The organism is Burkholderia sp. HI4860, assembly GCF_002223045.2.
Classification (GTDB): domain Bacteria; phylum Pseudomonadota; class Gammaproteobacteria; order Burkholderiales; family Burkholderiaceae; genus Burkholderia.
The window spans coordinates 1,227,537-1,239,741 of the sequence record NZ_NKFO02000003.1 but is presented as its reverse complement, the minus strand read 5'-3'; the positions used below and the strand labels follow the sequence as shown (position 1 = coordinate 1,239,741).

The following is a 12,205-nucleotide window of genomic DNA, read 5'->3' as shown; positions in this document are numbered from 1 at the left end:
GCGAGTGTAGCGCACGTGCGGCGCGATGCCGATCGGCGCGGCCGTCAGGCCGAAGCGGCGCGTGTCGCGGGCGTGCCGCGTGCGGGTAAAACGGTCAAGGTGGCCGGCGCAGCCAAAGGGGGCAACGCAGTCGAGCCGGCGCGCCGGGCCGCGATGCGCGCCGGTGTCAGCCGACCAGCCGCCCGCGCCGCACGCGCAGCCCTTTCTTCGCGAGCGCCGGCGCGAGGCCGCCGAGCGTGCTGAGCGTATCGCCGCCGTGCGCGTGGCAGATCGCCATGCCGAGCGCGTCGGCCGCGTCGGAGCCCGGTTGTCCCGAGAGGTTGAGCAGCCGCGTGACCATTTCCTGCATCTGCGTCTTGGTCGCGCGGCCGTAGCCGACCACGGCCTGCTTGAGCTGCAGCGCCGTGTATTCCGCGACTGGCAGGCCGCCCGCGACGAGGCCGCAGATTGCGGCGCCGCGTGCCTGGCCGAGCAGCAGCGTCGACTGCGGGTTCACGTTGACGAACACCTTTTCGATTGCGGCCTGGTCGGGTGCGTGTTCGCGCACGATGGTCGAGACGCCCTGGAAGATCGTGCCGAGCCGGGTGGCCAGGTCGGCCGTCGGCGTGCGGATCACGCCGCTCGTGACATAGGCGAGCCGGTGGCCGCTGACGTCGATGACGCCGAAGCCGGTGACGCGCAGGCCGGGGTCGATGCCGAGAATTCGCATGAGTGAGGAGAGTGGCGTGATGCAGCGATACTACAACGATTGGTGCGGCAAGCCGGTCGCCCGGTCGTGCGCGAAGGCGCCGCGCAATAAAAAACCCGGCGGGGGGATGCCGCCGGGTTGTCGTGCAGCGGCCGCGCGGGCCGCGTGCGATCAGTGACGGAAGTGGCGCACGCCCGTCAGGACCATCGCGATGCCGTGCTCGTCGGCCGCCGCGATCACTTCGTCGTCGCGCATCGAGCCGCCCGGCTGGATCACGCAGGTCGCGCCGGCTGCCACGACGACGTCGAGGCCGTCGCGGAACGGGAAGAACGCATCCGATGCGACTGCCGAACCGGCCAGCGTCAGGCCGGCGTTCTGCGCCTTGATGCTCGCGATGCGCGCGGAGTCGACACGGCTCATCTGGCCTGCGCCGACGCCGAGCGTCATGCCGTTGCCGCAGAACACGATCGCGTTCGACTTCACGTACTTCGCGACGCGCCATGCGAACAGCAGGTCGTCCATTTCCTTCGCGGTCGGCTGGCGCTTCGTGACGACGCGCAGCTCGCTCGGTTGCACGTTGCGCGAATCGAGCGACTGCACGAGCAGGCCGCCGCCCACGCGCTTCAGGTCGAATGCGTTATGACCTTCGCCGAGCGCGATTTCGAGCAGGCGCACGTTCTGCTTCGCGGCGAACACCTGCTTCGCGGCGTCGGAGAACGACGGTGCGATCAGCACTTCGACGAATTGCTTCGCGACAGCCTGGGCAGCCGCTTCGTCGACTTCGCGGTTGAACGCGATGATGCCGCCGAATGCCGACGTCGGGTCGGTCTGGAATGCCTTCGCGTATGCGTCGGCCGAATCGTTGCCGACCGCGACGCCGCACGGGTTCGCGTGCTTGATGATCACGCACGCCGGTGCGTCGAACGTCTTCACGCATTCCCACGCCGCGTCGGAATCGGCGATGTTGTTGTACGACAGTTCCTTGCCCTGCAGCTGGCGGTAGTTCGCCAGCGCGCCGGCCGGCGTCGCGAGGTCGCGGTAGAACGCGGCGCTCTGGTGCGGGTTCTCGCCGTAGCGCAGGTCCTGCACCTTGTCGAACGCCAGGTTCAGTGTGGCCGGGTACGCGTTGCGCGACGCGTGCTTCAGCTCGTCGGTCAGGCTCGTCAGGTAGTTCGTGATCGCGCCGTCGTATTGCGCGGTGTGCGCGAACACCTTCGTCGCGAGGCGGAAGTTGGTCGCGTAGCCGACCGCATTGCCGTTCGCCTTCATTTCATCGAGCACGACCGCGTAATCGGCCGGATCGACGACGACCGTCACGTCGCGGTGGTTCTTCGCGGCCGAGCGCAGCATCGTCGGGCCGCCGATGTCGATGTTCTCGATCGCGTCGGCGAGCGTGCAGTCGTCCTTCGCGATCGTCGCGACGAACGGGTACAGGTTCACGACGAGCAGGTCGATCGTCGGGATGCCGTGCTGTTCCAGCGCCTGCATGTGCTCGGGCAGGTCGCGGCGGGCGAGGATGCCGCCGTGCACCTTCGGGTGGAGCGTCTTCACGCGCCCATCGAGCATTTCCGGGAAGCCCGTGTAATCAGCCACTTCGGTCACGGGCAGGCCGGCGTCGGCGAGGAGTTTCGCGGTGCCGCCCGTCGACAGCAGCTTGACGCCGAGGTCGGACAGCGACTTCGCGAAGTCGACGATGCCGGTCTTGTCGGAAACGGAAATGAGCGCTTGCTTGATCATGATGGAACCACCAATAGCCAGGGAAACGGGGACGGGACGGCCGCCTACAGCAGGCCGTGCTGCTGCAGCTTCTTGCGCAGCGTATTGCGATTGATGCCGAGGTACTCCGCGGCGAGCGACTGGTTGCCGCCGGCCTGTACGAGCACGACCTCGAGCATCGGCTTTTCGACGCAGGACATCACCATTTCATAGACGTCGTGCGGATTGGAGCCGTCTAGATCCCGGAAATACACGTCCAGGCTCTCGCGGACACATTGTTCGATGTTGTGCTTGCTCATGCTGCTAACTGGTTATGGTCGTCCGACTCGCCCTGGCCGTTTTCCTCTTCGTCATCGACGTAGACGAGGTGGTCCGACAGCGCCTTTTGCGCCTCGAAGAAGGCATTGACGGCGGCGAGCTGCTCGCGGGTGGAATCGAGCGTGTTCATCCTGTGCCGGAACCCGTTGGCACCGGAAAGGCCGCGAGTGTACCAGCCGATGTGCTTGCGCGCAGTACGGACTCCCGTGAATTCACCATAGAAAGCGTAGTGGTCTTCCAGGTGTTCGTTCATCACGTGCTGGATCTCGTCGATCCGCGGCGGGGGCAGCAGCTCGCCGGTTTGCAGGAAATGATCGATTTCGCGGAACAGCCAGGGCCGACCTTGCGCGGCACGACCGATCATCAGCGCGTCGGCGCCGGTGGCGTCGAGCACGGCCTTCGCCTTCGCGGGCGACGTGATGTCGCCGTTCGCGACCACCGGAATCCGCACGGCCGCCTTCACGGCCGCGATGGTGTCGTACTCGGCGTCGCCGCGGTACAGGTCGGCGCGCGTGCGGCCGTGCACGGTGAGCATCGAGATGCCGGCGGCTTCGGCCAGGCGCGCGACCGTGATCGCGTTCTTGTGCTCGCGATCCCAGCCGGTGCGGATCTTCAGCGTGACGGGCACCGCATCGGGCCCCGTGCCGACCGCCGCGACGACGGCCTCGACGATGCGCTGCACGAGCGGCTCGTTCTGCAGCAGCGCGGAGCCGGCCGCGACGTTGCAGACCTTCTTTGCCGGGCAGCCCATGTTGATGTCGATGATCTGCGCGCCGTTGTCGACGTTGTAGCGGGCCGCTTCGGCCATCATCGCGGGATCGGCGCCGGCGATCTGGACCGCAATCGGTTCCACCTCGCCTTCGTGGTTCGCGCGCCGCATCGTCTTCGCGCTCTTCCACAGCTGCGCGTTGGACGCGACCATCTCGGACACGGCGTAACCGGCGCCCAGCCGCTTGCAGAGCTGGCGGAACGGACGATCCGTCACGCCGGCCATCGGGGCGACGAACAGGTTGTTACGCAATACGTGAGGGCCGATAACGGGCATCGCAATGGCACCGCCCGCGGCGGGCGCGGGCAGGGAAAGGGCAGAGGGAAACGCGCATTTTACCGTATTCCCATGCCCCGCCGATTTGACCCGGTTTGAGCGGCGCGACTGGGCGCGCCGCGCGTCAGTTGCGCTGGCCGAACATCATCTGGCGCGCGATCACCTTCTTGAGCGGCGGCACGAACTCGAGCGCGGTGAGCGCCGCGCCGCGCAGCAGCGGGAGCGGGCCGGAGTCGATCGTGAACAGGCGTGCCAGCGTGTCGGTCGCGCCGATCGTGAAGCGCCGGTCGAGTGCGCGGCGCGCGTTGAAGGTGGCGAGCGCGGTGGCTTCGAAGCCTTGCGCGGACAGCGTGTCGACGAGCGTATGCGCATCGCGCAGCCCGAGGTTGAGCCCCTGGCCCGCGACGGGGTGCAGGGTCTGCGCGGCATTGCCGACGATCGCGACGCGGCCGTTGACGAGCGATTGCGCGGCGGTCAGGCCGAGCGGGAACGAGGCGCGGCCCGCGATCGCGACGAAGGCGCCCATGCGTTCGCCGAATGCGCGGCCGAGCTCGTGCAGGAACGCATCGTCGGGCAGCGCGGCGCGGCGCGCCGCTTCGTCGGGCGTGCAGCACCAGACGAGCGCGTACTCGGCCTGGCGTGGCCCGCCGAGCGGCAGCAGCGCGAGCGGGCCTTCGTGCGTGAAGCGTTCCCACGCGACGTTCGGGCGCGGCGCGGATACCGTGACCGTGCCGACGATCGCGGTCTGCCCGTAGTCGCGGCGATGTTTGCCGGCGTCGGCCTGCTGTTCGTGGAACAGCCCGCCTTCGGCATTGATGACGACGCGTGCGCGCAGCGTGCGCTCGCCCTGCGGGCCGTCGAGCGTCAGCGTGACGCCGTCGGCATCCTGCTGCGGCGCACGCGCGGTGGTCGACGTGAGCCAGTCGACGCGCGTGCCGCGCACGGCGCCCGCGAGCGCCTGCACGAGCGAGCCGTAACGCACGACATAGCCGAGCGCGGCGACGTCGTGTTCGTCGCGGTCGATCAGCGTGCGGCCGAAATGGCCGCGCTGCGACACGTGGATATGTTCGATCGGCGTCGCGTCGGCGGGCCACGCGAGCGTGTCGAGCAGCACGCGGCTGCCGTGCGACACGGCGATCGCGCGCGGATCGTTCGCGCTCGCGGCCGGTTCGCGTGCGTCGATCAGTGCGATCGATGCGTGCTGCGTGGCGCTGCGGCGCGCGAGCCAGCCGGCGAGCGCGAGCCCGACGGGGCCCGCGCCGACGATGGCGAGATCGTAGTCCGGCGTGGCCGGGGAGGAGGCGGTCGTCATCTTGATTCGTGAAACGGAGGTAACGGTCGGCGGCGGCCGGTCATGCGCCCGCGCGCATCAGCGCTTCGATCTCGTCCGCCGCGACGGGCACGCCGCGCGTGATCAGCTCGCAGCCGTGCTCGCGCACGATCGCGTCGTCCTCGATGCGGATGCCGATGTTCCAGTACTCGGGCGGCACGTCGTCGGCGGCGCGCACGTACAGGCCGGGCTCGATCGTCAGCGTCATGCCGGCTTTCAGCGTGCGCCACGGCAGCGCGCCGTTGCCGTCACGCTCGGCGAGCCGCTCGCGGTAATCGCCGCAATCGTGCACGTCCATGCCGATCCAGTGGCCGGTGCGATGCATGTAGAAGCGTGCGTAGGCGCGCTCGGCGATCACGTCGTCGACGGTCGAGAAGCGCGTTTTCGGGAGGATGCCGGTGTCGAGCAGCCCCTGCGCGAGCACGCGCACGGCGGCGTCGTGCGGCGCCTCGAACGGCACGCCGGCGCGCGTCGCGTCGATCGCGGCCTGCTGCGCGGCGAGCACGATGTCGTACAGCGTGCGCTGCGCGGGCGAGAAACGCCCGTTGGCCGGGAATGTGCGCGTGATGTCCGACGCATAGCCGTCGAGTTCGCACGCGGCGTCGATCAGGATCAGGTCGCCGTCCTTCGCGGCCGCGTTGCCGGCCGGGTAGTGCAGTACGCACGCGTTCGCGCCGGCCGCGACGATCGAGCCGTACGCGGGCGACTGCGCGCCGTGCTTGCGGAACACATACAGCAATTCGGCCTCGAGTTCGTATTCGCGGATACCGGGGCGGCACGCCTGCATCGCGCGGCGGTGCGCCAGGGCGGAGATGTGCGCGGCGCGCATCATGATCGCGAGCTCGTGCTCGTCCTTCACGAGCCGCATGTCGTCGAGCAGCGGCGTGAGGTCGAGCATCGCGTCCGGCGCGGCGACGCCCGTGCGCGCCAGCGCGCGTACCGCGTCGAGCCAGCCCGCGAGCCGGCGCTCGAAGTCGGCCGATGCGCCGAACCGGTAGTGCACGGTGCCCGCGTCGGCGAGCAGCCGCGGCATCTCGGTATCGATTACGTCGACCGCGAACGCCGCGTCGAAGCCGAACGCGTCGCGCGCGGCTTCGGGCCCGTAATGGAAGCCTTCCCAGATTTCGCGGTCGGCATTCTTGCCGCGGCAGAACAGGATCGACTCCGGCGCGCCGTGCGGTGCGGCCGCGTTCAGCACGAGCACGGCATCCGGTTCGCTGAAGCCCGTCAGGTAGTGGAAGTAGCTGTCGAACCGGTACGGATAGTCCGTATCGCGGTTGCGCGGCACTTCCGGCGCGGTGGGGACGATGGCGACGCCGCCGCCGGCGGCACGCAGTGCGGCAAGCACGCGTTCACGGCGCTGGCGGTAGACGTCGACGGCGATGGCGGTATCGAGGGGCGCGTTCATTCGTGCGATTGTAGCGCCGCGGGACGCCGTGCGTGAGAGAGGGGGCGGGAAGCCGCTCCGGAAGGCCCGCGCGGCGGTTGTTGCAAACCATCCACAGGCCGTCCGGGCGATTTTCTGTCGCGCGACGCCGGCCGGTTATGATCGGCGACAACGTATACTCTCGGCGGTTCCCTTAAAAAGGCAGATGATGAAATTAATCGGTTCGCTCAGCAGCCCGTACGTCCGCAAGGCGCGGATCGTGCTGGCTGAAAAGAAGATCGACTACAAGCTGGAGCTCGAGAACGTGTGGGCGCCGGAGACGGATATTCATGCATCGAATCCGCTCGGCAAGGTCCCGTGCCTCGTGATGGAGGATGGTGCCGCGGTGTTCGATTCCCGCGTGATCTGCGAATACGTCGATACGCTGTCGCCGGTCGGCAAGCTGATTCCGCCGTCGGGCCGCGAGCGCCTCGAGGTGCGGTGCTGGGAAGCGCTGGGCGACGGCGTGATCGACGCGGCGGTCGCGATTCGCCTCGAACATACGATGCGTGACGAGGCGCAGCGCAGCGCTGGCTGGATCGCGCGCCAGCAACGCAAGATCGACGACGGCCTCGTCGCGATGTCGCAGGGCCTCGGCGGCAAGACGTGGTGCGTCGGTAATCATTACACGCTCGCCGACATCGCACTCGGCTGCGCGCTCGGCTATCTCGACTTCCGGATGCCGGAGCTCAACTGGCGCGATCGCCACCCGAACCTCGACAAGCACTTCGCGAAGCTGCTGCAGCGGCCGTCGTTCGCCGATACGCTGCCGCAAAACTGAGCCGCACGCGACGCATTCACGCGTTTCACGCATTCGGCAGACAAAAGCAAAGCGCCCCGCGGGGCGCTTTTCTTTTTACCGGGCCGCCCCGTAGCGGGGGCGGTGGCCCGCGTCATTCGATCGACGCGTACACGGCTTCGCCGAGCGTGAACGAATCGCTGCGCGCAATCGGCCACCACTTGTCGTACAGGGAGAAGCCGCAGGTCTGGCCGTCGAGCAGCGCGCCGGGCTTCAGGTACTTCAGCAACTGCGACATCAGCCGCACTTCATGCGGCGCGACCCGCTGCACGATGTGATGCGCGCGCAGCTCGGACGGATGCGCGAGGCCGGCCGCCTGCACGAGTTCCTGCAACGCATGCAGCGTATTGCGGTGGAAGTTGTACACGCGCTCGGCCTTGTCGGGCACGACGAGCGCTCGCTGGCGCACCGGGTCCTGCGTCGCGACGCCGGTCGGGCAGCGATCGGTGTGGCAGTGCTGCGCCTGGATACAGCCGACCGCGAACATGAAGCCGCGCGCCGAGTTCACCCAGTCCGCGCCGATCGCGAGCGTACGCGCGATGTCGAACGCGGTGATGATCTTGCCGCTCGCGCCGAGCTTCACGCGATCGCGCACGCCGATCCCGACGAGCGTGTTGTGCACGAGCAGCAGCCCTTCCTGCAGCGGCACGCCGACGTGGTCGGTGAATTCGAGCGGCGCCGCGCCCGTGCCGCCTTCCGCGCCGTCGACGACGATGAAGTCCGGCACGATGCCGGTCTCGAGCATCGCCTTCGCGATCCCGAAGAATTCCCACGGATGGCCGATGCACAGCTTGAAGCCGGTCGGCTTGCCGCCCGACAGCGTGCGCAGCCGTTCGACGAATTCGAGCAGCCCGCGCGGCGTCGAGAACTCCGAGTGCGTCGCGGGCGAGATGCAGTCCTTGCCCATCGGCACGCCGCGCGTCTCGGCGATTTCCGGCGTGATCTTCGCGGCCGGCAGCACGCCGCCGTGGCCGGGCTTCGCGCCCTGCGACAGCTTCACCTCGATCATCTTGACCTGCGGATCGGCGGCCTGCTTCGCGAACTTGTCGGGGTTGAAGGTGCCGTCGTCGTTGCGGCAGCCGAAGTAGCCGGACGCGATTTCCCAGATGATGTCGCCGCCGTTCTCGCGGTGGTACTTCGACAGCGAGCCTTCGCCCGTGTCGTGCGCGAAACCGCCTTTCTTCGCGCCGAGGTTCAGCGAGCGAATCGCGTTCGCGGACAGCGAGCCGAAGCTCATCGCCGAGATGTTGAAGATCGAAATGTCGTACGGTTGCGCACGGTTCGCGCCGACGCGGATGCGGAAATCGTGGTTCGGCAGCTTCGTCGGCGCGAGCGAGTGGCTGATCCATTCGTGCGCGACGGCCTTCACGTTCAGCTCGGTGCCGTACGGGCGGTTGTCGGCGACGTTCTTCGCGCGCTGGTAGACGAGGCTGCGCTGCGCGCGCGAGAACGGCTTCTCGTCGGTGTCGTCCTCGACGAAATACTGGCGGATTTCAGGTCGGATGAATTCGAACAGGAAGCGGAAGTGGCCCCAGAGCGGGTAGTTGCGCAGGATCGCGTGGCGGTCCTGCTTCAGGTCGTACAGGCCGAGCGCGACGAGGGCGGCCGGGATCACGAGCCACAGCCACGCGATCGTGTGCCGGGCGGCGAGCGCCGCGACGGCCACGAACAGCAGGACCGCGCACCACATCGCGATATAGCGTCGGGAAAACATGGGGACTCCATCGTAATTGTCTGGATGGCCGTCACGTCGCCAGGATCGCGCGGCGGCCGGCAGGTCGGCGCCCGAGGCATCGCGCAGGCCCGGCGGGCATGCTGCCCGTGCCGTACCCGCCGCCGCCGGCGCCCACGATGGTCGAGAGTCTACTACGGGTGTCGTGAAGCTCGCGTTGCCGAGCCGGCGGCTACCGGCCGGCCTCGGCCGGGCGGATGAACGGGCTGTACGCCGGGGTGCCGGGCTTCAGCCGGGCGTCGTCGTCGAAGTCCTCGTCGCGGTTGAACGGCACGCGCGGCCACGCGGGCCAGTCGCGCAGCCGCGTGCGGTAGTCGACGAGGCAGCGTGCGAGGCGCGCGTCCTGCCGCCGCGCGGCATCGCCCGCGAGGCCGCCGCGGACGTCGTGGATCAGGTGCGGTTCGAGCACGTCGAAGCCGACGTAGCGCAGCGCGTACATGATCGGCCACAACAGCAGACGGGTATCGCCTTCACGGCCATCGGGCGCGCAGGCGGCGGCCGACGAGCCGGTCGTGACGCTCAGCAACGCGCGCCGCCCTTGCAGCACGCCGCGATCGTGGCGCTGCCGGCTGCTGTAAAGGCCGCCGTAGACGAAGACGCGATCCATCCAGCCCTTCAGGATCGCGGGCGCGCCGAACCACCACAGCGGGAACTGCAGGATCAGCGCATCGGCTTGCTTCAGCAGGCCGCCGTGATGCACGATCTCGGGCGCGAGCGTGCCGCGTTCCCAGTGATGGCGCTGCTCGCGCTGCGCGTCGAAGCGGGCGGTGTCGAGCCGGTCTGCGTAATGGTGCGGCGCTTCGCGCGGGTCGAACGCGTCTGCGTACAGGTTCGCGACCGTCGCGGTATGGCCGCCCGCGCGCCAGGCGTCGGCCGCCGCGCCGGCGAGGGTGGCGTTGAACGACTGCGGTTCGGGATGGGCGACGACGATCAGCGCATGCATGGCGGGCTCCGGGAGTGTGCGACGATGATGGCCGGCGGCGGTGGGGCCGCGCAATCACGCACCCGGAGGTAACCATGGCATTTCCCGGCGACGTCTATGCGGCGGACTGCTCGGCGCGCGATGCGCTCGCGCTGGTCGCCGGCAAATGGTCGCTGCTGATCCTGCCGGCGCTGGCCGAGCGGCCGCTGCGCAATGGCGAGCTGCTCAAGCGTATCGGCGGGATTTCCCAGAAGGTGCTGACGCAGACGCTGCGCGAGCTGGAGCGCAACGGGCTGATCGAACGCATCGCGGTGGCGGCGCGGCGCGCACACGTCGAGTACCGGTTGACGGCGGTGGCGGGGTCGCTCGTGGAGACGCTCGTGGCGCTCGACCGCTGGGCCGAGCGCCATTTTCCCGAGCTGGACGCGGCGCGCGAGCGCTACGACGCGTCGGTACGGAACATGCGATGAGCGGCGGGGCCGCGTCCGGCCGGCGCCCGCTTGCGCGGCGGCGCCGGCGGCAGTGCGTCAGCGGGCGAGCGCGAGGGCCGGTGCTTCGTTCGACTGCACGTTGCCGGACAGCGCGGATTCGATGATCCCGCCGCCGAGGCAGATCTCGCCGTCGTACAGCACGGCCGACTGGCCGGGCGTGACGGCCCACTGCGCGTCGTCGAACGCAAGCGAGAAGCGCGCTTCGCCTGCCGGGCCGGGCGTGGCGGCGCCGAATGCGCACGCCGCGTCGGCCTGCCGGTAGCGCGTCTTCGCACCGCACGCGAAACCTTCGGCCGGCGGTTCGCCGGCGACCCAGCTCACGTTGCCGGCGACCAGCTCGCGCGCCAGCAGCCACGGATGATCGTGGCCCTGCACGACGTACAGCGTGTTCGACGCGATGTCCTTCGCGGCGACGAACCACGGATCGCCGTTGCCGGTCTTGCTGCCGCCGAGGCCGATGCCCTTGCGCTGGCCGAACGTGTAGAACGCGAGGCCGATATGCTCGCCGACGACCTTGCCGTCCGGCGTCTTCATCGGGCCGGGTTTCGTCGGCAGATAGCGGTTCAGGAAATCGCGGAACGGCCGTTCGCCGATGAAGCAGATGCCGGTCGAATCCTTCTTCTTCGCGTTCGGCAGCCCGATCTGCGCGGCGATCTCGCGCACCTTCGTCTTCGGGATCTCGCCGAGCGGGAACATCGTCTTCGACAGCTGCGCCTGGTTCAGCCGGTGCAGGAAGTACGACTGGTCTTTCGTATGATCGAAGGCCTTCAGCAGTTCGAAACGCCCGTCACGCTCGCGCACGCGCGCATAGTGGCCGGTCGCGATCATTTCCGCGTCGAGCGACATCGCGTGATCGAGGAACGCCTTGAACTTGATCTCGGCGTTGCACAGCACGTCGGGGTTCGGCGTGCGGCCGGCCGAGTATTCGCGCAGGAATTCGGCGAACACGCGGTCCTTGTATTCGGCCGCGAAGTTGACGGCTTCCACGTCGATGCCGATCAGGTCGGCCACCGACACGACGTCGATCCAGTCCTGGCGCGTCGAGCAGTATTCGCCGTCGTCGTCGTCTTCCCAGTTCTTCATGAACAGGCCGACCACGTCGTAACCCTGTTCCTTCAGCAGCCATGCGGTCACCGACGAATCGACGCCGCCCGACATACCCACCACTACACGGCGCTTGCTCATTTGTTGACCGCCTGACGTTCGAATGCTTCGGGGCGCGGCGCGACCGAATGCGTGTGCACGAAATCGAGCGGAATGCGCCGCCCGGCGAGGTAATCGTCGACGCAGCGCATCACCGCGGGCGAGCGATGGCGCTCGCCGCACGCGCGCAGCTCGTCGGCGGTCATCCACAGCGTGCGGACGATGCCGTCGTCGAGCACGTGGCCTGCGATCGGCTCGCTGGCCGTGCCGCAGAACGTGAAGCGCAGGTAGGTCGCGCCGGCGGTGCCGGGGCGGTCGTAGTGCGCGAGATAGACGCCGACGAGCGCGTCGGGCGTGAACGGGTGCGCGGTTTCCTCGAGCGTTTCTCGGATCACGGCGTCGGCCAGCGTTTCGCCGGCTTCGAGATGGCCTGCCGGCTGGTTGATGCGCAGGCCCGACGAGGTTTCTTCCTCGATCATGAGAAAGCGGCCGGCGTGCTCGACGAGCGCGGCGACCGTCACATGCGGGGTCCAGATTTCGGGTTTCATGGTTCGGCATTTTACCGGTTGCGCCCGAACGCTGCCGGTCGCTGCGC

The 12,205-nt window shown here is 68.5% G+C and carries 12 protein-coding genes; 2 read left to right on the top strand and 10 right to left on the bottom strand.

From position 1 onward, the window contains the following. Positions 1-166: 166 nt before the first annotated feature. From ruvC to CFB34_RS20995, 6 genes are all read right to left on the bottom strand, one after another. Positions 167-709, bottom strand: a complete 543-nt coding sequence (gene ruvC, locus CFB34_RS21020) for a crossover junction endodeoxyribonuclease RuvC (protein ID WP_039361444.1) — start codon at positions 707-709, stop codon at positions 167-169. Positions 710-859: 150 nt separating this feature from the next. Then, positions 860-2,425, bottom strand: a complete 1,566-nt coding sequence (gene purH / locus CFB34_RS21015; RefSeq protein ID WP_089430608.1) for a bifunctional phosphoribosylaminoimidazolecarboxamide formyltransferase/IMP cyclohydrolase — start codon at positions 2,423-2,425, stop codon at positions 860-862. Positions 2,426-2,469: 44 nt separating this feature from the next. Continuing rightward, on the bottom strand, positions 2,470-2,703 hold the full coding sequence (locus tag CFB34_RS21010) for a Fis family transcriptional regulator (protein WP_006476892.1): 234 nt from the start codon (positions 2,701-2,703) through the stop codon (positions 2,470-2,472). Further along, the gene (gene dusB, locus CFB34_RS21005; RefSeq protein WP_006497523.1) at positions 2,700-3,767 is read right to left on the bottom strand and encodes a tRNA dihydrouridine synthase DusB; all 1,068 of its coding nucleotides are present in this window, start codon (positions 3,765-3,767) and stop codon (positions 2,700-2,702) included. Before dusB ends, CFB34_RS21010 begins: the two co-directional genes overlap by 4 nt. Before the next feature lie 124 nt (positions 3,768-3,891). Then, positions 3,892-5,079, bottom strand: coding sequence for a UbiH/UbiF/VisC/COQ6 family ubiquinone biosynthesis hydroxylase (locus CFB34_RS21000; RefSeq protein WP_089439243.1), 1,188 nt, complete (start codon positions 5,077-5,079; stop codon positions 3,892-3,894). Positions 5,080-5,119: 40 nt separating this feature from the next. Continuing rightward, positions 5,120-6,505, bottom strand: coding sequence for an aminopeptidase P N-terminal domain-containing protein (locus CFB34_RS20995; RefSeq protein WP_089439244.1), 1,386 nt, complete (start codon positions 6,503-6,505; stop codon positions 5,120-5,122). A gap of 184 nt (positions 6,506-6,689) precedes the next feature. Between CFB34_RS20995 and CFB34_RS20990 the strand changes: the two genes are divergently transcribed. Then, positions 6,690-7,304, top strand: a complete 615-nt coding sequence (locus tag CFB34_RS20990; RefSeq protein WP_089439245.1) for a glutathione S-transferase N-terminal domain-containing protein — start codon at positions 6,690-6,692, stop codon at positions 7,302-7,304. A 112-nt stretch (positions 7,305-7,416) separates the two neighbouring features. On the opposite strand, the gene CFB34_RS20985 is transcribed toward CFB34_RS20990, so the two are convergent. Together CFB34_RS20985 and CFB34_RS20980 are read right to left on the bottom strand one after the other, a co-directional pair. Beyond that, entirely contained in the window at positions 7,417-9,036 is a 1,620-nt protein-coding gene (locus tag CFB34_RS20985; RefSeq protein ID WP_039361434.1) for an FMN-binding glutamate synthase family protein, read from the bottom strand. 190 nt (positions 9,037-9,226) lie between these two features. Next, the gene (locus tag CFB34_RS20980) at positions 9,227-9,997 is read right to left on the bottom strand and encodes an NAD(P)H-dependent oxidoreductase (RefSeq protein WP_089439246.1); all 771 of its coding nucleotides are present in this window, start codon (positions 9,995-9,997) and stop codon (positions 9,227-9,229) included. Positions 9,998-10,071: 74 nt separating this feature from the next. On the opposite strand from CFB34_RS20980, the gene CFB34_RS20975 reads away from it, so the two are divergent. Further along, on the top strand, positions 10,072-10,446 hold the full coding sequence (locus CFB34_RS20975) for a helix-turn-helix domain-containing protein (protein WP_089424511.1): 375 nt from the start codon (positions 10,072-10,074) through the stop codon (positions 10,444-10,446). 57 nt (positions 10,447-10,503) lie between these two features. Here the strand turns inward: CFB34_RS20975 and mnmA are convergent, their stop codons facing one another. Together mnmA and CFB34_RS20965 are read right to left on the bottom strand one after the other, a co-directional pair. Beyond that, on the bottom strand, positions 10,504-11,652 hold the full coding sequence (gene mnmA, locus CFB34_RS20970) for a tRNA 2-thiouridine(34) synthase MnmA (protein ID WP_089439247.1): 1,149 nt from the start codon (positions 11,650-11,652) through the stop codon (positions 10,504-10,506). Next, positions 11,649-12,158: an NUDIX hydrolase gene (locus CFB34_RS20965; protein ID WP_089439248.1), complete on the bottom strand. Its 510-nt coding sequence runs from the start codon at positions 12,156-12,158 to the stop codon at positions 11,649-11,651. Before CFB34_RS20965 ends, mnmA begins: the two co-directional genes overlap by 4 nt. Between the last annotated feature and the right edge of the window lie 47 nt (positions 12,159-12,205).